Source organism: Geobacillus sp. CCR (assembly GCF_052906625.1).
Genome location: NZ_JBREBQ010000016.1, coordinates 1 through 18,480, shown reverse-complemented (window position 1 = coordinate 18,480; position 18,480 = coordinate 1). Strand labels below are relative to the sequence as shown.

Sequence of the window (18,480 nt, the reverse complement as noted above, 5' to 3'; positions counted from 1 at the left end):
ACGATATCACGCGTTATTTTCCAGCGCCGCTGGCGGCGATTTTATCTTGAATCGTTTTGACCGCCTCACCGAGCACCGCTTTCGGGTTGTCGCCTTTCGCGATAAATTGCAAGGCATTGCCCATCGGCTCCCACACTTGCGACATTTCCGGCACGTTCGGCATCGGCTCGCCGTATTGGATTTGCTCGGCAAAGCCGGCGATCAGCGGGTCGTTCGTGATTTTTTCGTTCGTCAACGCTTTTTGGTTTGCTGGCATTTCACCGGCCACTTCATAGTAGTGGAGCGAGTTTTCTTCGTTCGTCACAAATTTCATGAAATCGACCGCCCATTCTTTGTTTTGCGAATAGGCTGATAACATCCATGTTTTCACGCCGACGAACGATTTCGGATGCTCGCCGTTGTCTAAGACCGGCAGCGGTGCGGTCGCTAATTTGTCGCCCAGCGCTTCTTTATACGACGCGATGTTCCATGGTCCGGTGATGGCAACCGCCACATTCCCTTTTGTAAACAGCCCGTTCATAATATCGCCGGTGATTTCTTTCGGAATGTAGCCGTTTTTAAACCACGATTGGACGAGCTCGGCTCCTTTGACGGCTCCATCATTAGCCAGCCCGATGTCGCTTGTGTCGTATTTGCCGTTTTCATTTTTAAACACATAGCCGCCGTAGCCAGCAAAGAACGGATAAACGAAATAGAAGTTCGTCGCTTCCATTAAAAAGCCGTATTGATCTTTCGCCGCATTCGTTTTTTCCTTGGCGATGTTCATCAAGTCATCCATCGTTTTCGGCGCTTCCGGCACTAAATTTTTATTGTAGAACACGCCGTACGTTTCGACGACCATCGGCACGCCATACGTTTTCCCGTCATATGTTACCGCGTTGATGGCTGTCGGGCTGTACTCACCTTTTGCATCGCCAAGGTCGACCGGATCGGCCAGCCCCTGCAACACAATGTCGCCGATGCGATCATGCGGTTGATAGAACACGTCCGGCCCTTTGCCAGCCGGTCCGTCGAGCGCCAGTTTTTTCGTTTGATCGAGCATGCTGACGGCTACCATTTCGATTTTGATTCCCGTTTTTTCTGTGTACTTTTGAAAAATATCCTTTAACGCTTGTTTTTGTTTTTCATCATCGTTCACCCATACGACGAGTTTCTCTGGCTTTTTGTCCTGTTCTGCCGTCTTTTGGTCGTTTCCTTTCGGCTGCTGGACATCGCGCTTAGGACCGCAGGCACCCAGCACGCCAATCAACAACACGGCCATGAGAAATAAAGATAACGCTTTTCTCATAATCCCCCTCCTGTCATCATGACGGAATCTTAGCGGTACAATCATAAGGCAAACGTTTGCACAAATAAATTTTAATCCTTCCTATGAAAACGATTGCACCACTCATCTCCATTATAACGCCTATTTTTCATTTTACAAGCCTTTTTTCTATAAAATTTGACTTTTCTTTTCTCTTAACGTACTTTTTATTATAGCGAAGCATTAATGCAAACGATTGCTTCAGATAACAAAGGAGGAAAAAGCGAATGAGGAAAGAAGCCATCCACCACCGCTCAACCGACAATTTCGCTTACGCTTATGACAGCGAGACGCTCCATCTCCGGCTTCAAACAAAGAAAAATGATGTCGACCACGTCGAGCTGCTTTTTGGCGACCCGTACGAATGGCACGATGGCGCCTGGCAGTTTCAAACGATGCCGATGCGGAAAACGGGGAGCGACGGGTTGTTTGACTATTGGCTCGCTGAAGTCAAACCGCCATATCGACGGCTGCGCTATGGGTTTGTGCTTCGAGCTGGGGGCGAGAAACTGGTCTATACGGAAAAAGGATTTTACCATGAAGCTCCGAGCGACGACACCGCTTACTACTTTTGCTTCCCCTTTCTTCATCGGGTCGACCTATTCCAAGCGCCGGACTGGGTAAAAGACACAGTATGGTATCAAATTTTCCCCGAGCGGTTCGCCAACGGCAACCCGGCCATCAGTCCGAAAGGGGCGCGGCCGTGGGGAAGCGAGGACCCGACGCCGACGAGCTTTTTCGGCGGCGACTTGCAAGGAATCATCGATCACCTTGACTATTTGGCTGATCTCGGTATTACCGGCATTTACTTGACGCCGATTTTCCGCGCACCGTCGAATCATAAATACGACACCGCTGATTATTTTGAAATCGACCCGCACTTTGGGGACAAAGAGACATTGAAAACACTTGTCAAACGCTGCCATGAAAAAGGAATCCGCGTCATGCTCGATGCGGTCTTCAATCATTGCGGCTATGAGTTTGGCCCGTTTCAAGATGTGTTAAAAAACGGCGCAGCGTCTAGGTATAAAGATTGGTTCCATATTCGCGAGTTTCCGCTCCAAACGGAGCCGCGCCCGAATTACGACACGTTTGCGTTCGTGCCGCAAATGCCCAAACTCAATACCGCCCATCCGGAAGTGAAGCGCTACTTGCTTGATGTCGCGACGTACTGGATTCGCGAGTTTGATATTGACGGCTGGCGGCTCGATGTGGCAAACGAAATCGATCACCAATTTTGGCGCGAATTCCGGCAGGCAGTGAAGGCGCTAAAGCCCGATGTGTACATTCTCGGCGAGATTTGGCATGATGCCATGCCTTGGCTGCGCGGCGACCAGTTTGACGCCGTCATGAACTACCCGTTCACGGACGGGGCGCTTCGCTTTTTCGCGAAAGAGGAAATCAGCGCCCGCCAGTTTGCCGATATCATGATCCGACTTCTTCATTCGTATCCGAAACAGGTGAACGAAGCGGCATTCAACTTGCTTGGCAGCCATGATACACCAAGGCTGCTTACGGTTTGCGGCGGCGACGTCCGCAAAGCGAAGTTGTTGTTTTTGTTCCAGCTGACGTTCACCGGTTCGCCGTGCATTTACTATGGCGATGAGATCGGCATGACGGGCGGAAACGATCCGGAGTGCCGGAAATGTATGGTGTGGGATCCAGAGAAGCAAAACAAAGAACTGTATGAACATGTCAAGCAACTGATCGCTCTTCGCAAGCAATATCGGGCGCTTCGACGCGGCGATGTCGCTTTTCTCACCGCCGATGATGAAGTGAACCATCTTGTTTATGCAAAAACGGATGGCAATGAAACGGTCATGATCATCATCAACCGGAGCAACGAAGCAGCAGAAATTCCCATGCCGATCGATGCGCGTGGAAAATGGCTGGTCAACCTTCTGACAGGGGAGCGGTTCGCTGCAGAGGCGGAAACACTTTGCGTCTCCTTGCCGCCGTACGGGTTTGTGCTTTACGCGGTCGAAAGCTGGTAAGGCGACTGAACGGGCGGTTACGGACAAACATATCATATCGGCTGCCGGTGCAGCGGACAAGCTGCACCGGTTTGATCTTTTGCCGGCCGTCTCGATCCCTATACCAACGACACAGAAGGTCAGGTGCGCCGCGCCATGCGCCGATATTCGGTCGGCGTGATTCCTTCCACCTTTTTAAACAGGCGCGAAAAGTAGGCGCCATCGTCAATGCCAACCCGCTTGGCGATCGCCTCGATCGTCTCGTTCGTCTCCGCCAACCATTGCTTTGCCTTTGACAGCCGATAATGCGCCAAGTAGCGGCTAAATCCCATGCCCATCGTTTTTTGCATGCAGCGGGTGATGTAGTCCGGGTGGAATCGGAGCTCCTGCGCGAGCATGTCCAGTGTAATGGGCTCGCTGAAATGTTTCTCGATATACGCAACCACCGCGGCGCTGATCTGTTCAGACGCGCTCGGGACGGAAAGCTCTTGTTTTTGCAAATGCCAAAGGAATTCGATGAACAGCAGCAGCTGCCGGAGCGGCTGATCGATATCCCGCCGAATGTTTTGTTCCACGATTTGACTTAGCAGCTGTTCCACCCGCTCGCGCTGCTTTACTTCGCCATATTGACGGATGGAGAGTCGGTATTGGATCGGCTCGGTGTATGTCGCCTCCTTTTCGATCACTATCTGCCGGCTGACACCGCAATCGGAAACGACCGCAAAGTCTGGCAGCAAAAAATGAAGCCAAACCAGCTCCGTCCGTTCTTCGCATGGGCGGTGTCCGTAATGCTCCCTCCCCGGGATCAACAACAAATAGTGGCCACTGCCAACCGCAAACTCGCGCCCGTTTTCTGTTATATATAAGCATCCTTGTTTCACATAAAGCAAATCGAAGACCGAAAACGTTCGACGAACATGTCGCTTTCCGGCTGAAAACACACTTTCCGCCCCTTTGATGAACACCGGCAGCGGCGGCATGGAAAATGTGACCGTATCCATCGGCCTCTCCCCTCTTTTGTCGGAAATGTGCAAGCAAAATCGCTTCTTTCTCTTTCCATTATGCAACAAACTAGCTAAACTGAATATATCGTTCAAGTCGGAATAAGAAAAAGGAGTTGTCTCAACATGAGCCGTGAGGCCAAAACGCGGTCACTGTTTTCCTTGACGTGGCCAATTTTTATTGAAACGCTGCTCTATATGGTGATGGGCAACGCCGATACACTGATGCTCAGCCAGTATTCAGATCACGCGGTTGCTGCCGTCGGGGTGGCGAACCAAATCATCGCTTTAACGATCGTGCTGTTCAACTTCGTCGCTTTAGCGACAGCAGTGCTTGTTGCTCAATATTTAGGCGCCCGCCGAGAGCAAGAAGCCGTTGACGTATCGCTTGTATCCCTCGTGGCCAATTTGTTGTTCGGATTGTTGTTAAGCGCCATTCTCGCCGCATTCAGCGAGCCGATTTTGCGAATGATGGATTTGCCCGCCGAGCTGCTCGATGAAGGAACCCATTATTTGGCGATTGTCGGTGGATTTTTGTTCATCCAAGCGCTGATGATGACGGTCGGTGCCATTTTGAAAAGCTATGGCTTCACCCGTGACACGATGTATGTGGCGGTTGGCATGAACGTTTTGCACGTCATCAGCAACGCGGCCCTCATTTTTGGCTTGTTTGGCCTGCCCGCCCTCGGCATCCAAGGAGCTGCTATATCGACCGCCGCCAGCCGTGGCATGGCCTTTCTCGCGCTTCTTGCTTTGTTGCACAAACGAACAAACATTCCGCTCGCACCAAGGGCGTTTCGCCGCCTTCCATTTCACTATTTGCGCTCACTGCTGAAAATCGGTGTTCCGGCAGCCGGGGAACATCTTTCGTACAATACGGCGCAAATGGTCATTACGTATTTCATTACATGGCTTGGCGCTGAGGCATTGACCGTCCGTGTATACACGCAAAACATTATGATGTTTGTGTTTTTATTCGGCATCGCCGTCAGCCAAGGAACGCAAATTCTCGTCGGCCACTTCGTCGGGGCCGGGCGATACGAGGAAGCCTACGCCCGCTGCTTGAAAAGTTTGTACAGCGCCATCGTCATCTCAGTGCTGCTGGCCGCAGCCGCCTATTGGTTTGCCGAACCGTTGCTGTCGCTCTTTACCGATGACCGCTCAATGATTGTTCTTGGCCGCAAACTGTTGCTGTTAACGATCATCCTTGAACCGGGGCGCTCATTTAATTTAGTGATTATCAGCTCGCTTCGTGCCGCTGGCGATGTGCAATTCCCTGTCTATATGGGCATTTTGTCGATGTGGGGCGTCGGCGTGACCATTGCTTACGTATTTGGCATCACCCTCGGATTTGGCCTCGTCGGCATTTGGCTGTCGTTCATCGCCGACGAATGGCTGCGCGGACTGTTGATGCTTTGGCGCTGGCGGTCGGGCGTCTGGATGAAAAAAACGATGGTGCCACAAGCAAAAATGGCGTAGCGCCACCAAATCGAATAAGAGCTGCGCGTAGGCGCAGCTCTTATTCTTTAATGCGAATGCCGTAATGATCAAACCAAACGTGCACTTGGCCAAGGTAAGCGAGCAACTGCGGACCGGTCATGAGCTGCCCAAACCACGGCACTTGGAACGACTTCCCTTCTGTTTCAATGAGCGCCAGCAATTTTTCCCGGTCGAAAAACTCGTGCAAAACCGAAGAGCGGTCATAGAGCAACTGCTCAAGCCATTGCTTGACAAGTTTCGTATATAGAGGATGGTGCGTTTTCGGATATGGGCTTTTTTTCCGGTAGAGCACCTCTTCGGGAAGCAAGCCCTCGAGCGCTTTTCGCAAAAGGCCTTTTTCTCGGCCGCCGTACATTTTCATATCCCACGGAATGTTCCAAACGTATTCGACAATGCGATGGTCAGCGAACGGCACACGCACTTCCAAGCTTGCTCCCATGCTCATCCGGTCTTTCCGGTCAAGCAGTGTCGTCATAAACCAAATCATATTTAAGTAAAACAGCTCACGCCGCTTCGCCTCCTCGGCGCTTTCCCCCTCGAGACGCGGCACTTCAGCAAGCGTTTGTTCATAACGCATTTGCACATAGTCGTCAAGGCGAAGCTTTTGCCGCCACTCATCTTTTAATAGACCCATGCGCGCGTCGACCGAACGCATCCACGGAAATCCTTTCCGAGACAAATCGTCCGGCCGATGAAACCATGGATAGCCGCCGAAAATTTCATCGGCGCACTCCCCTGATAAGCTGACGACAAACCGTTCGCGAATTTGTTTGCAAAACCAAAGAAGCGAAGAATCGACATCGGCCATGCCCGGAACGTCGCGGACGATGACGGCTTCATGCAAATGGCGGAACAGTTCTTCTTGCGTGATCACGCAGCGATGATGAACCGTTTGAAATTTGTTTGACACCTGTTCGATAAATGGCGCATCCGTGTTTGGTTGAAAATCGTTGGCTTTGAAATACTGGTCGTTTCCTTCATAATCGATCGAGTAGGTGTGCAGCGGCCCTTTTCCATCTGCCGCGAAAGCATTGGCGGCAATCCCTGTAATGGCGCTTGAATCGACTCCACCGGATAGAAATGTGCAGACCGGCACATCGGAAACGAGTTGGCGCGTGACCGCATCCGTCAATAGAAAGCGCAGCTTTTCGACCGTTTCCTCGAACGAATCGCGGTGGACGTCGCTTTCGACATTCCAATACCGCCAAATGCGAAGCCCGCTGCGAGAGAACGTGAGCGCATGTGCCGGGCGCAGCTCTCGAATGCCGTCAAACACACCGTGCCCCGGTGTGCGCGACGGTCCGAGGCCGAATACTTCGGCGAGTCCTTCATAATTGACTTCTGCCTTTACATCGGGATGGGCCAAAATGGCTTTCACTTCCGAGCCGAACAGCAGCCCCCCGCCATCTTCTCGATAAAACAAAGGTTTTACTCCGAGACGGTCGCGCGCCATAAATAACAGCTCGCGCTCCCCATCCCAAACGGCGAAGGCAAAAATGCCGTTGAGCCAATCGACGCATTTCTCCTTCCATTCCATATATGCGGCAAGCAACACTTCTGTATCGGAATGACCATCAAATCGATAGCCTTGGCGCAACAGTTCCTTGCGAATGTCTTCCGTATTATACAGCTCGCCGTTATAGACGATCGTATAACGATGTCCGTTTTTTTGCCGGACCATCGGTTGTTTGCCGCCAGCCGGATCCACGACGACAAGCCGTTTATGGCCGAAGGCGACATGAGTGTCCAGCCACGTATTTGTATCATCCGGTCCACGTTTGGCGAGCGTCTCTGTCATGCTGTCAATGACCGTCCGCTCGCGGCGCAAATTGCGCCCGAAATGGACCCAGCCAGTAATGCCACACATACAAACCAATCCTTTCTTTTTATCAAAGATGGCAAGTTCTCACCCGTTTCCATCATTTTGTCCGTTCTTTTTTCACGATCGTTTCCAGCGATCGCTCCTTTGATTCACGATGGTTCTCCACGTCGGCATGATTCCATTTTATGCACCCCCCGTCATTTCGATGAATTGTCCGACGTCGGTCGCCGCATGAATAAATCAGCAAAAAAATGGAAAAATAGAGGAGTACAAGGAGGATGAGAGATATTGAACATCGAGGAACGGCTGCAATGCATTGTGGAACAGCCGCGGGCGTATGTGTATGGAACAGTGGAGTTCGTCAACGATGAATGGATCTTCTTCGACGAAGAAGAAGAGGAAGCCTCTTTAGTAGAAGAAATTGCCGAGCAAGGCATCGAATGGTTTCACTGCGGACATTGGCTGTCCGGGCAATGGCAGGATCAGGGCGCGGTCGCCACGGATCTTGGCGTCTTTCCCCTCGAAAACGGCGATCGCATCCGTTTCCGCAAACGGCTGACTTATGCCTATCAACAATGGCTCGCCGCGCTTCCTGATTCAACCTTTTTCCAGTTTGTTCAATGGCTGAACAGCCTCGGATTTTCGCTGTATGACTGCTTATATTGCTACAACGGCCTATTGTTTGCCAAATCGTCTGGCGTGAATTTCATCATTTATGACAACACCGAACAAATTGGAAGCATCCACCATTATTACGAGCGCGGACGGGCGTCAAGCGACCGTTTTGAAATCACATTAAACAGCGGTGAGCGAGCCATTTGCGCCCAAATCGGCTGAATCGCCTGTTGATCCTCACGTCGTCGAAGTCCAACGGTGAGCTGTCAATGTTTTTTTACCGGCCATCCTTCCGCCCGAAGCGAAGCCTAGCAGCCGTTTTGCTTCAGGCGGAGTGCCGACGGACGACAGCTGTCAACCGACGCGGGCGGGGGATCACTTTTGCTTTTCCGTCACATACCGCATCACTTCTTCAGCGAGAAGCGGCGGACAAAACACGTATCCTTGCGCATACGTGCATTGCAAATCGCGAAGCCGGTTGAGCTGTTCCGGCGTTTCCACCCCTTCGGCGATCGTCTCAAGCCCCAACCCGTGTCCCATCGTAATCATCGCCTTGACAATGGCCTCATCGGAAGCGTTGGCATGCAATTGTTCAATAAAGGCACGGTCAATTTTCAATATTGTCGCTGGCAACCGCTTTAAATAATGGAACGAGGAATATCCGCTGCCGAAATCATCGACGGCGATGCCGACGCCAAGCTTCCTCAACTCGTCCATTGTCCGCATCGTGCTGGACAGATAACGGAGCATCGAATGTTCGGTCAATTCGAGATGCAAACAGGACGGAGACAAACGTGACTGCTTAAGCGCTTGTTTTACATTGTCTACAAACCGCTCGTGTTGAAACTGGACAGGGGAGACGTTGACAAAAATGGAAAGCCGGTTATTTCCTGTCATTTCCTGCCATTGTTTCGTCTGTCTGCAGGCGGTTTTCAGCACCCAGCGCCCAATCTCATGAATCAACCCGGTCTCTTCCGCCAAAGGGATGAATTCATCCGGCCGCACAAGCCCAAGCTTCGGGTGGCGCCAGCGAATCAGCGCCTCCGTCGCCTTCACCGCACCCGTATGTACGTCGACAATTGGTTGGTAGCAAAGAAATAATTCATTCTCTTCGATCGCCCTGCGCAAATGTCCGCCCATTTCCAATCGGTGCATTGCTTCTTCGTTCATTTGCGCGCAGTAGCGCTCCACTCGGTTGCCGCCGCCTTTTTTAGCCATGTTGACAGCCATATCGGCGTGCCTAAGGAGCGCATGTTCGTCCTCTCCGTCATCTGGAAACATCGCTAGACCAACGCTTGCTGTAACGAAAAATTCCTTTCCATCGTACACAATCGGCCGCGCCACTTCGCGCACGATGCGGAGCGCCGCTTCCGTCGCCGCCTGGACCTCTGTTTTGAGCGGAAAAAGCAAACAAAACTTGTCGCCATGAAATCGGCCAAGCTCCGCACTAGGCGGCAAGACGCGGCGAATGCGCTCGACAAGCTGGCGCAAAATGTCATCTCCGGCGTAATGGCCGACGCTGTCGTTAATCCATTTAAACCGGTCCAAATCGATCAAAGCAACTGCCATCTTTCGTCGCTTCTGCTTGGCTTTGTCCAGCTGTTCGGAAAACAATTCCATCCACTTTGTCCGGTTGGGCAAGTTCGTATCGATGTCGTAATATGCTAAATAAGAGATTTTCTCTTCCGCCTTTTTTTGCTCGGTAATGTTGCGTCCGATTCCGTAAATGCCGACCTTTTTGCCATCCACAATGATGGGAATGTTTTTCATTTGAAACAAAAGCCGTTCTCCCGACTTCGTCGGAATTTCCAAGTTATACGTTTGGATATTCCCCCGCAGCGCTCGGTAAAAATAGCGGGTGACGCGGGGAATATCATTGGGATGAATATACTTGAGCGAATTCGTATACAAAATCTCTTCTTTCTTGTAACCGAGCACTTGCTCAAAAGCAGGGTTGACGCTTGTCAAACGGCCGTGCAAATCTGTGGAATAGACAATGTCCGTGTTATGCTCAAACAACGATTTGTAGCGTTGCTCCGACATTTGCAGGCGGACGTGCAGCCGCTCCATGTCGCGGGACGATGTTGACATGAGCTGCGCCAATGTCATCATCCCTTCTGGCGGCGATGACCACGGTGACAGTAGGCCGCTCTCCGCCGAGGCCGCTGTTTCCGCCAGCGAAATGGCCGCAAATGCGGCCGGCCGCACCGCCGTATACGCATCTTTCACCAACACCTCGACGGCCGGAAACAGCGCTGCCTGTCCAAACACCGCAGCCACACCGTCAAACAGCGGGCGCGTATACCCACTCAGCGCCGCACTGTAGTAAAGCAGCATTCCTTCTGCTGGTTGCTTGGCTGTTTGCATCGCCACATCACGCGCGCTCCAGTAAAGGGAAGCGGCATGAATATAAGCAAATCGCACCTTTTCTCCGTTATGGACATGGCCCCTTACGGCAACCGAGCCATCCTGGTTGACAGCGACAATCGGCAGGCAGACATCGCGTCCGTTCCGTTCGATAAGAAACGGAAACTCCATCCCAGAAAATGGAAGGCGTTCGATAAACTCTTTTCCTAAATACCGTTCCAAATAGCTCGACGCTTTTTGCCCGTTTAGCTCGTCAATCTGCTGATCGCGGCTTTTCGTGATGGAAAACGCCAAGCCAATCGGCTCCCATAAAAACGGTGCGGCACAGTGGCCGCGAAGCGCTGTTCCACTGAAAGAGACGGCGATTCCTCCGCGCTCAAGCCGACCGTCGGGCGAAAATAACACGCTGCCCTCGGGAAGCGCGCAGCCGATGATAACCATTCGTTCGTTTGCAAGCGGCAAATGGCGAAGCAAGGGCGGCAAAGCCGAGCGGTGATTCGTAAACAACAAAAGCAACGTCGTATCGTGACGAACGACCGCCTCAGCGATCAACGCCGCCAATCCATCCGGGCGGTCAAACTCATCAGCTGGCAGCGCCAACGACGAAACGGTTGAAGACGTCATCGACGCGACGCCAACAGCGAGATTCGCCTCCCCGGCCATTGGCAGCGGCCCTGCCATCCCAACCATATGGGCGTGCGGCCAACGACGGGCTAACGCGGCGGCCGCATGGCGCACTGCTGCCTCATCATTGCCCGCGATTTGGACAAACAACGGCTCATCCAAGGAAGAACTATGCTCCCTGAGCAAATGATCCAGCTCCTCGGCGCGGCGGCAGCAGAACCAACGCATAAACGATCATGCCCCCCTCCGCTGACCAATCGGGTCAGAAAATTCAAAAAATGACATTTCTTTTACCATACCATATTTTCATCTTCAACAAAAGCGGCAACCAATAGAAGGCTGCCGCTTCGCTTTAGAATAAGTCAAAACCAAGCGGCAGCAGCAAACCAAGAAACAGCGTCACCGCAAGGGCAATGACCCATTGCGTCCATCTTGCCGCCGCGCTTTTCCCTTTTTTTTCAGCTGCTAAAACCATTTCCATCGCTCCGATCACCCACAGCCCGGCAAGCGCCTTTAGCCAATAAAGCGCAGATATCGAAGCAATGCTATGCAGCAAAAGCAGGCCCGTCACGATCGTGAGAATGTAAAACAGCCGCAACACCATTTGCACAATCTTGGCTTTGCCCGCCCCTTGCCGCTCCATCGACACCGCAAGGAAAAATAAAACAATCGTGATGAGCCAGCTCGTAATATGGGCATGCGTCAACGTCCATCCCTCCAACCATTCCTTGTTCCTTCCCATCATAGCACGGCGGGCGGACGGTTGACAAACTTCACGAAAACGAAAGACGCCCTTTCTTTCAAGAGGACGCCTTTCGAACATCAATGGGAGCTTCCTCACTTTCGCCGTTTACTCTCCCACTTTGTTGCGCAGCGTGCCGATGCCTTCCACCGTCACCTCAATGACATCACCCGTCTGCAAAAAGCGCGGCGGGTTCATCCCTTTGCCGACTCCAGCCGGCGTTCCTGTAGCGATGATGTCGCCCGGCTCAAGCGTAATGCCTTTTGAGATCGTCTCGATGATCGATTCAATGGAAAAAATCAATTGTTTCGTGTTCGCTTGCTGGCGCACTTCGCCGTTGACCCGTGTCTCGATGCGCAAATCGTTTGGATTTGGCACAAATTTGCTTGGCACGATCCATGGCCCCATCGGGCAAAATGTATCCAAGCTTTTGCCGAGAAAATATTGTTGGTGCCGCTCCTGCAAATCTCTTGCTGTCACATCGTTGATGATCGTGTATCCAAATACGTAATCAAGCGCGTCTTCGCGGCGGATCGCCCGCCCTTGTTTGCCGATGACCACCGCCAGCTCCCCTTCATAGTCCATTTCATCAGTGACATCGGCATGGCGCAAAATCGTTTCCTCATGACCGATGACCGTTGTCGGCGCTTTCGTGAAGACGATCAAATGCTCCGGCACATCGGCGCCGCCGAGCTCCAGCGCGTGATCAACATAGTTTTTGCCGATGCAAAAAATGTTTTTCGCCGGCCGTGGGATCGGGGCCAAAAGACGGACATCACTGAGGCGATAAACGTACTCCGGTGCCGGGTGGCGCAGCGCCCAGTCAACTACTTCTTGTGCTCGGGTGAAAAACGCCTCCCCTTGGGCAATCGCCTCAAGCATAGTCGTCGGCATCGTCTCCGTCCCATCCATCGTCCGTTCGGCGCGGCGCAAATGAACCGCCCGGTCGTCTCCTTGCGGCACGGCTCCGACAAACGTTTCTCCATCGAAAAGTGCGGTGATCAGTTTCATCGTGTCTCTCTCCCTTTCTTTGTTATGCAGCGGACGCTTCGTGAACTCTTCTCTTCCACCCGCCTTCGCCATTTTGGCGCGTTGAGGATGATATTCGCCATCGAGGCGAAAAAGTCCTGTTTTTGTAGAATTTTGTCTAAATTAGGAAATTTATCACTTATTTTCCCGAATCGCTTTCTTTTTTCGTCGTGATATGTATAATAATGTTTAGTTTCCACTAGGGCGTCGATTGCGACTTTCGTCATGCAACAAACGTCTTGCATCGACGCGGCATGCCTCAACCAACATTTCAAACGAATTGATGGTGAAGGAAATGGTTCTGTTGCAAATTGAAGAAAAACGACAACAAATGATCGAATTGGCGCTCACTTATGGGTTCACGGCCAAAGAGACGATCGAATGCAGCCAAGAGCTTGACCAATTGATCAATCAATATTTGCAGCAAACGAGGATTTTTGAATCGCCTTCCCCGTCCGTTCAGTAAGCGGGGGTTTTTATTGCCCCGGCCGGCGGCGAAACGGCGGCCGCGTTCCGTATGTCCCCCACCTCCACATCCACTCAACCGGGCCATAATGAAAACGCGCAAACCAAAAGCGGCTTATCCACACTTGAGTTGCATACAAGGCAAACGCAATCAACATCTCCTGCCATGCGCTTGTGCGTCCGTACCACCCAAGCCCATAACCGTAAAACAGCGACGTGCAAACGAGCGATTGCGCGAGGTAATGGGTGAGCGACATTTTCCCGACGTCTTGCCACCACCGCCAAGCGCGCTGCCAACTTGGTTTCCCGCAGATAAACACGGCTGCCGCCGCGTAGAACACCGCCAAAGCGGCGCCTCCGAAGCTGTCTTGGATGTACATTGTCAAGTCGTTGGCCGCAGCCCAATACGGAATTGTTTTCAGTGCTAAACCAAAACATAGCGCCCACCTCATCAGGCGGCGCAGCTTCGCAGGCGAGTGACGGTCGGCTTCAAGCCAACGTTGGTCGGCGGCATAGCCGCCAAGCAAACAAAACGGCAGCACGGTCAACACCGTAAGCAAAAGCCCTCCATCGCCGTTGATATACATCCAGTCGTTCCACCGTTGCCAAAACACGTCACGAAACGTTCCGTTTCGATAATGGCGAACCGCCGCGGCCGCCGCGGTCTCGTGGCCGCCGGCTGTCTCCATTTCTCCGGCCAATACATTGAGAGTTAACAACAGCGCCATGAGGCCGTGAAAAAGAAAAAAGACGGCAACAGCCGCCGTCCGCCACCAACGAGGCGGGGCGGCGAAAAAGAAAAGCATGATGAACCCGGCGAGGGCGTAGGGGATTAAAATATCGCCAAACCAAAGGCCAAACGCATGAGCAATGCCGATCCCAAGCAAAAGAAAGAAGCGGCGCAAAAGAATCGGAATCGGCCGCTCCCCGCGGCTTTGGAGCCGGCGGAACATCATCACGGCGCCAAAGCCGAATAAAAAGGCAAACAGCGGATACGCGCTCGCTTCAAACAACACATCCACGACGGCAACGAAAACTCGGTCAAAATCACTGCCCTTGACGCCGTCGTCGTATAACGCCGGCGAGGAAAAATAACGCATGTTGACAAGCAAAATGCCGAGCAAGGCGAATCCACGCAACACATCCGCTGCGGCGATTCGCTCGGTCGATCTGATCATCGCTTTCTCCCTTCTTTCTACCGCCTAGCCGTCTGCGCAATCGGCGACGCCTTACGACCTTGCCGGCACGCCCGCCGCCTTATCCATTTCATTCGATGCGCTCTCCTCTGCCCGTCTGAAGGCGCATGCCTGTATCATCAGTTGACATAGCGGCCCGATTTTCCAATTGCATCCCAATATTGGCGGCGCAAGTGTACTTTCTGAATTTTTCCGGAGGCTGTTTTCGGCAGCTCATCCACAAACGTTACACCCGTGATCGCTTTGAAGTGGGCCAACTTTTCCCGCGAAAAGGCGATCAGCTCCTCTTCGCTCACCGTATGCCCCGGTCGAACGACGACGAACGCATGCGGCGTTTCCCCCCATTTTTCATGCGGCACGGCGATGACGGCCGCTTCAAGCACAGCCGGATGCTCATAAAGCGCTCCTTCGACTTCAATCGACGAAATATTTTCCCCTCCGCTAATAATAATATCCTTTTTCCGGTCGACGATATCAATATGCCCGTATTCATCGACGGTCGCCATATCGCCGGTATACAGCCAGCCGTCGCGGATCGTTGCGGCGGTCGCTTCTTCGTTTTTCCAATATCCTTTCATGACGCCATGGCTGCGGACAATCACCTCACCGATCGCCCGTCCATTCTTCGGCACTTCCTCTCCATTCTCGTCGACGACTTTCACCTCGCAGCCGATCATCGGATAGCCGGCTTTTGCCTTGATCCGCTGCTTTTGCTCCACAGGCAGTCCGTCAAGCTGTGGACGAATGAGCGAAATCGTGCTGAGCGGAGACGATTCGGTCATGCCGTACACCTGGATAAACTCCCAGCCGAGCTTTTCCTCAACGCGTGCGACAAACGCCGGCGGCGGCGCAGAACCGGCGATGACGACCCGCACGCCTTCCGGGACATCTGGTTGATATTGCTCATAATATTGCAGCAACATATTGAGCACAGTCGGAGCCATATGCATAACCGTCACCTGATGTTCCTTGACAAGATCAAAAATGACTTTCGGATCGACTTTACGCAAACCGATTTGCGTTGCCCCGTTGGCGGTGTAATAAAACGGAGCCCCCCAGCCGTTGACGTGGAACATCGGCAACACATGCAAATACGTATCGCGGTCGGACACACGCAAATGGTGCATCGTCACAAGCGCATGCAAATAGTTGTTCCGATGCGTCAGCATGACTCCTTTTGGGTTGCCTGTCGTCCCGCTTGTATATAGCAAGCTGCATATATCGTTCTCATCGATCATCGGGCGCGGAACCGGCGCTGACGACTGGGCGGCGAGCCATTCTTCGTAAGCGGTTTCATCAATCGCCGCCTCTGTTTTATGGTGGACAATGATCTCCTCGACCGTTTCAAGCTTGTTTTTGACCGGTGCAATCAGCCCGTACAGCTCCTGATCCACAAACAACACTTTCGTTTCGCTGTGATTCAAAATAAAAACGTAATCATCCGGTTTCAGCCGCGTATTCAGCGGCACCATCACCCCTCCCACTTCAAACACACCGTAAAACCCTTCGAGCATCTCGAGCGTGTTGGGCGCCAAGTACGCCACGCGGTCGCCTTTGCGAACGCCAAGCCCCCGCAGCCCGTTGGCAAGCCTCGACACTCGTTCGCCAAGCTCACGATACGTCACCGTCCGCCCCGAACAAATCATGGCTGTCTTGTCCCCATAGAGAGCCACGGCGCGATCGAAAAAGTGATGGAGCACGAGCGGCGCATTCATTCTCCCATCCCCCTGTTTTATGTTTTAGAAAATTCACAATTGTATTATATAACAAAGATGGCATAAAGAAAAAGAGGGCCGTCCCAAAAGTCGTAAAATGACTTTTGAAGTCAGCCCTCTTTCTTGGATAGTCCACTCCATTGCGCCAAAAAAGAACCTGGTTTCTTCTTTTTTCCAAAAACGAACGCTAGGGGAGTCGTCTCGACAATAGCTAGTTATTTCCTTTCACCCCGGCGTCCAAGACATCCGGATCGACCGTATTCGTGACGCTGCAAAACGTATTCGTTTGCAAGAAATCGCCAGTATTGCCGCCGCCGGCACCTGAGTTTGACTTCGTGGTGCTTTTCGGAGCGATTTGCAGCACATCGCCCATGTTGACAGTGCCATTGCCGCTTACGTTCGTCACTTTGATCCCACCAATGACGATTGCTGGCATCCCCTTTCCCCTTCCTTTCTGCCCGTTCCCTTTCTTTATCATACGCGGGAGCTGCTTTCCTCAATTGGACTCTCACCCCGCATTGAACCGTTTTTTCTCCGTTTTCATACAATAACGATAGCGACACGACGAAAAAGGAGGGGGCTCTTCATGCCTTCATTTATCAGCGGTCCAATTAAAATCACCCATGTCAGCGGCGACGGCACGGTGAATTTCGGCGACGTCTTGCAAATCACACCAAAGAGCACGTTGAAATCCAATACCGGCTCAGGCGGCGGCAACAACGGGGACTTCCTGCAGACGAATACGTTCGTCAGCTTTACAAACACCGGCGATCCGGATGTGTTCGACTCAAATAATGCCGCCAACAATTAAAGCGAACGTTTCGCAGCTTGCGCCCATACACTAGTATCAACGAAGAAAACAAGGAAGGGAGCATGCCCACATGCCGGCTTTTGTCGGAGTCGTCAAACTGAACAGCATCGGAAGCAGCGGCGTGTTCCATATTGGCGATGTGTTTGCGATTTCCCCGCAAAGCGTGACGAAAACGTTCGCTGGCGCCGGTTCGTTTAACACCGGCGACGGGCTTCATATCTATAACTATTACAGCAATACCAATACGAATGACGCCGATGTCGCCGATGAAAATATCGTCGGAAACGTTTGAAGGAGGAGAAGGAGGGTGCACGTTTACATCAGCCAAAGCATCTGCATCCACCAGTTGCGGATCGGCTCGGTCACCAATTCATCTGTTTTGCAAATCGGCAGCGCCGGAAGCATTCAAGCGCTCTCAACGCTTGCCAACACCGGCGGATTCACCGGTCCGGCCCCACAGGCGACCGTGCCGCCCGGTGCATCCGCTCCTCTCGTTCCTCTCCATTCAGCCACCCGCTAAATTCAGCGAAAAAAAGTGATGAGAGCGAAAGGCCGTCCATATATTGAAGTAAGAGGGCTCTTTGGAGAGGATGATGGTGCACAATGAGCATTTACGAGTATTTCGTCAAGCTGCACCGCTATTTATTATGGCAAACAAAAAAAATACGGGATCTGGAACGCCGTCTCCACGCACTCGAAGCCCGGCTTCGGGAAATGGAGGCTCAGCCGCGCACATCGATCGAACGAATTGAATATAAATTTGACCAGCTCAAAGTGGAAACGCTCGAAGGAACGCTAAACATCGGGATCGCTCCGCCCGGAGCCAGCGGTACAATTGAAGACTTTGCCGTCGAACCGGTCAAAACCGTAATTCCAAAGCCGGAACCGGTGCTGTTGCGCCCGATTCAAGAAAAAGTGGCCGCCTATCTCAACGGGGAAGCGTCGGAAACGTTAAAACGCCTTGAGCAGCAATACGGCCGCCGCCTCGACGATACGTACCGCCAGTTCATTTTGCAAGACATCGCCCGGCAAACAGACGAACGCATCCGCTTCTATTTGCAAGAGAAAGCCAACCATGGCTACGTTCCGTCCGGCGACCGCGATGAAGCAGTCGAAAATGAAATTTTTCAAAAAGTGAAAGCCGATATCGAACAATCGCTCGATGCGTTTTTGAAACATTTGCCTTCAAAGGAGCATTCCCGTTAGGAGCTTTTCCGGGGACTTGATCAAAAAAAGCCCTCTTGGTATGATGCAGGGGTGTCAAACACATCACTCACCATACCAAGGAGGACTTCAGATGAATTGTACACAAAA

At 52.3% G+C, this 18,480-nt stretch carries 17 protein-coding genes; 8 read left to right on the top strand and 9 right to left on the bottom strand.

The features are described from left to right. Window positions 1-13: 13 nt before the first annotated feature. On the bottom strand, window positions 14-1,288 hold the full coding sequence (locus ACVBDQ_RS09890; RefSeq protein WP_033845536.1) for a sugar ABC transporter substrate-binding protein: 1,275 nt from the start codon (window positions 1,286-1,288) through the stop codon (window positions 14-16). A gap of 245 nt (window positions 1,289-1,533) precedes the next feature. Here ACVBDQ_RS09890 and ACVBDQ_RS09885 point away from each other — a divergent pair, with 245 nt between their 5' ends. Continuing rightward, window positions 1,534-3,300: an alpha-glycosidase gene (locus tag ACVBDQ_RS09885; RefSeq protein ID WP_318549184.1), complete on the top strand. Its 1,767-nt coding sequence runs from the start codon at window positions 1,534-1,536 to the stop codon at window positions 3,298-3,300. A 119-nt stretch (window positions 3,301-3,419) separates the two neighbouring features. Here the strand turns inward: ACVBDQ_RS09885 and ACVBDQ_RS09880 are convergent, their stop codons facing one another. Then, window positions 3,420-4,280, bottom strand: a complete 861-nt coding sequence (locus ACVBDQ_RS09880) for a helix-turn-helix transcriptional regulator (RefSeq protein ID WP_021322527.1) — start codon at window positions 4,278-4,280, stop codon at window positions 3,420-3,422. 126 nt (window positions 4,281-4,406) lie between these two features. On the opposite strand from ACVBDQ_RS09880, the gene ACVBDQ_RS09875 reads away from it, so the two are divergent. Then, window positions 4,407-5,759 (top strand): MATE family efflux transporter, encoded by a 1,353-nt coding sequence (locus ACVBDQ_RS09875; RefSeq protein WP_023633944.1) that lies wholly within the window; start codon window positions 4,407-4,409, stop codon window positions 5,757-5,759. A 40-nt stretch (window positions 5,760-5,799) separates the two neighbouring features. On the opposite strand, the gene asnB is transcribed toward ACVBDQ_RS09875, so the two are convergent. After that, a complete protein-coding gene (asnB, locus tag ACVBDQ_RS09870) occupies window positions 5,800-7,647 on the bottom strand; it encodes an asparagine synthase (glutamine-hydrolyzing) (RefSeq protein WP_069304035.1) in 1,848 nt (615 codons plus the stop codon). Window positions 7,648-7,890: 243 nt separating this feature from the next. On the opposite strand from asnB, the gene ACVBDQ_RS09865 reads away from it, so the two are divergent. Continuing rightward, the gene (locus ACVBDQ_RS09865; protein WP_011230202.1) at window positions 7,891-8,439 is read left to right on the top strand and encodes a DUF2777 domain-containing protein; all 549 of its coding nucleotides are present in this window, start codon (window positions 7,891-7,893) and stop codon (window positions 8,437-8,439) included. Between the two features lie 153 nt (window positions 8,440-8,592). Here ACVBDQ_RS09865 and ACVBDQ_RS09860 read toward each other — a convergent pair whose 3' ends face one another. The 3 genes from ACVBDQ_RS09860 to ACVBDQ_RS09850 form a co-directional block, all read right to left on the bottom strand. Then, a complete protein-coding gene (locus ACVBDQ_RS09860; protein ID WP_318549186.1) occupies window positions 8,593-11,436 on the bottom strand; it encodes an EAL domain-containing protein in 2,844 nt (947 codons plus the stop codon). A gap of 124 nt (window positions 11,437-11,560) precedes the next feature. Then, the gene (locus ACVBDQ_RS09855; protein WP_011230200.1) at window positions 11,561-11,914 is read right to left on the bottom strand and encodes a YisL family protein; all 354 of its coding nucleotides are present in this window, start codon (window positions 11,912-11,914) and stop codon (window positions 11,561-11,563) included. Window positions 11,915-12,058: 144 nt separating this feature from the next. Then, window positions 12,059-12,961, bottom strand: a complete 903-nt coding sequence (locus tag ACVBDQ_RS09850) for a fumarylacetoacetate hydrolase family protein (RefSeq protein ID WP_013523089.1) — start codon at window positions 12,959-12,961, stop codon at window positions 12,059-12,061. Between the two features lie 313 nt (window positions 12,962-13,274). Here ACVBDQ_RS09850 and ACVBDQ_RS09845 point away from each other — a divergent pair, with 313 nt between their 5' ends. Continuing rightward, on the top strand, window positions 13,275-13,445 hold the full coding sequence (locus ACVBDQ_RS09845; protein WP_011230198.1) for an aspartyl-phosphate phosphatase Spo0E family protein: 171 nt from the start codon (window positions 13,275-13,277) through the stop codon (window positions 13,443-13,445). A 10-nt stretch (window positions 13,446-13,455) separates the two neighbouring features. Here ACVBDQ_RS09845 and ACVBDQ_RS09840 read toward each other — a convergent pair whose 3' ends face one another. The 3 genes from ACVBDQ_RS09840 to ACVBDQ_RS09830 all read right to left on the bottom strand — a co-directional run bounded on the left by ACVBDQ_RS09840 (window position 13,456) and on the right by ACVBDQ_RS09830 (window position 16,791). After that, window positions 13,456-14,622 carry a DUF418 domain-containing protein gene (locus ACVBDQ_RS09840; RefSeq protein WP_023633948.1) on the bottom strand — a complete coding sequence of 389 codons (1,167 nt, stop codon included), beginning with the start codon at window positions 14,620-14,622 and terminating at the stop codon, window positions 13,456-13,458. A gap of 137 nt (window positions 14,623-14,759) precedes the next feature. Next, window positions 14,760-16,355, bottom strand: a complete 1,596-nt coding sequence (locus ACVBDQ_RS09835) for a fatty acid--CoA ligase (protein ID WP_021322522.1) — start codon at window positions 16,353-16,355, stop codon at window positions 14,760-14,762. A gap of 211 nt (window positions 16,356-16,566) precedes the next feature. Then, window positions 16,567-16,791, bottom strand: a complete 225-nt coding sequence (locus tag ACVBDQ_RS09830; RefSeq protein ID WP_011230195.1) for a spore germination protein — start codon at window positions 16,789-16,791, stop codon at window positions 16,567-16,569. Window positions 16,792-16,941: 150 nt separating this feature from the next. Between ACVBDQ_RS09830 and ACVBDQ_RS09825 the strand changes: the two genes are divergently transcribed. The 4 genes from ACVBDQ_RS09825 to gerPC all read left to right on the top strand — a co-directional run bounded on the left by ACVBDQ_RS09825 (window position 16,942) and on the right by gerPC (window position 18,372). Further along, on the top strand, window positions 16,942-17,166 hold the full coding sequence (locus tag ACVBDQ_RS09825; RefSeq protein WP_011230194.1) for a spore germination protein: 225 nt from the start codon (window positions 16,942-16,944) through the stop codon (window positions 17,164-17,166). A gap of 70 nt (window positions 17,167-17,236) precedes the next feature. Beyond that, on the top strand, window positions 17,237-17,458 hold the full coding sequence (locus tag ACVBDQ_RS09820; RefSeq protein WP_014195027.1) for a spore germination protein: 222 nt from the start codon (window positions 17,237-17,239) through the stop codon (window positions 17,456-17,458). A 15-nt stretch (window positions 17,459-17,473) separates the two neighbouring features. Beyond that, on the top strand, window positions 17,474-17,686 hold the full coding sequence (locus ACVBDQ_RS09815) for a spore germination protein GerPB (protein WP_013146201.1): 213 nt from the start codon (window positions 17,474-17,476) through the stop codon (window positions 17,684-17,686). An 83-nt stretch (window positions 17,687-17,769) separates the two neighbouring features. Further along, window positions 17,770-18,372, top strand: coding sequence for a spore germination protein GerPC (gene gerPC / locus ACVBDQ_RS09810; protein WP_446663193.1), 603 nt, complete (start codon window positions 17,770-17,772; stop codon window positions 18,370-18,372). Window positions 18,373-18,480 lie beyond the last annotated feature (108 nt).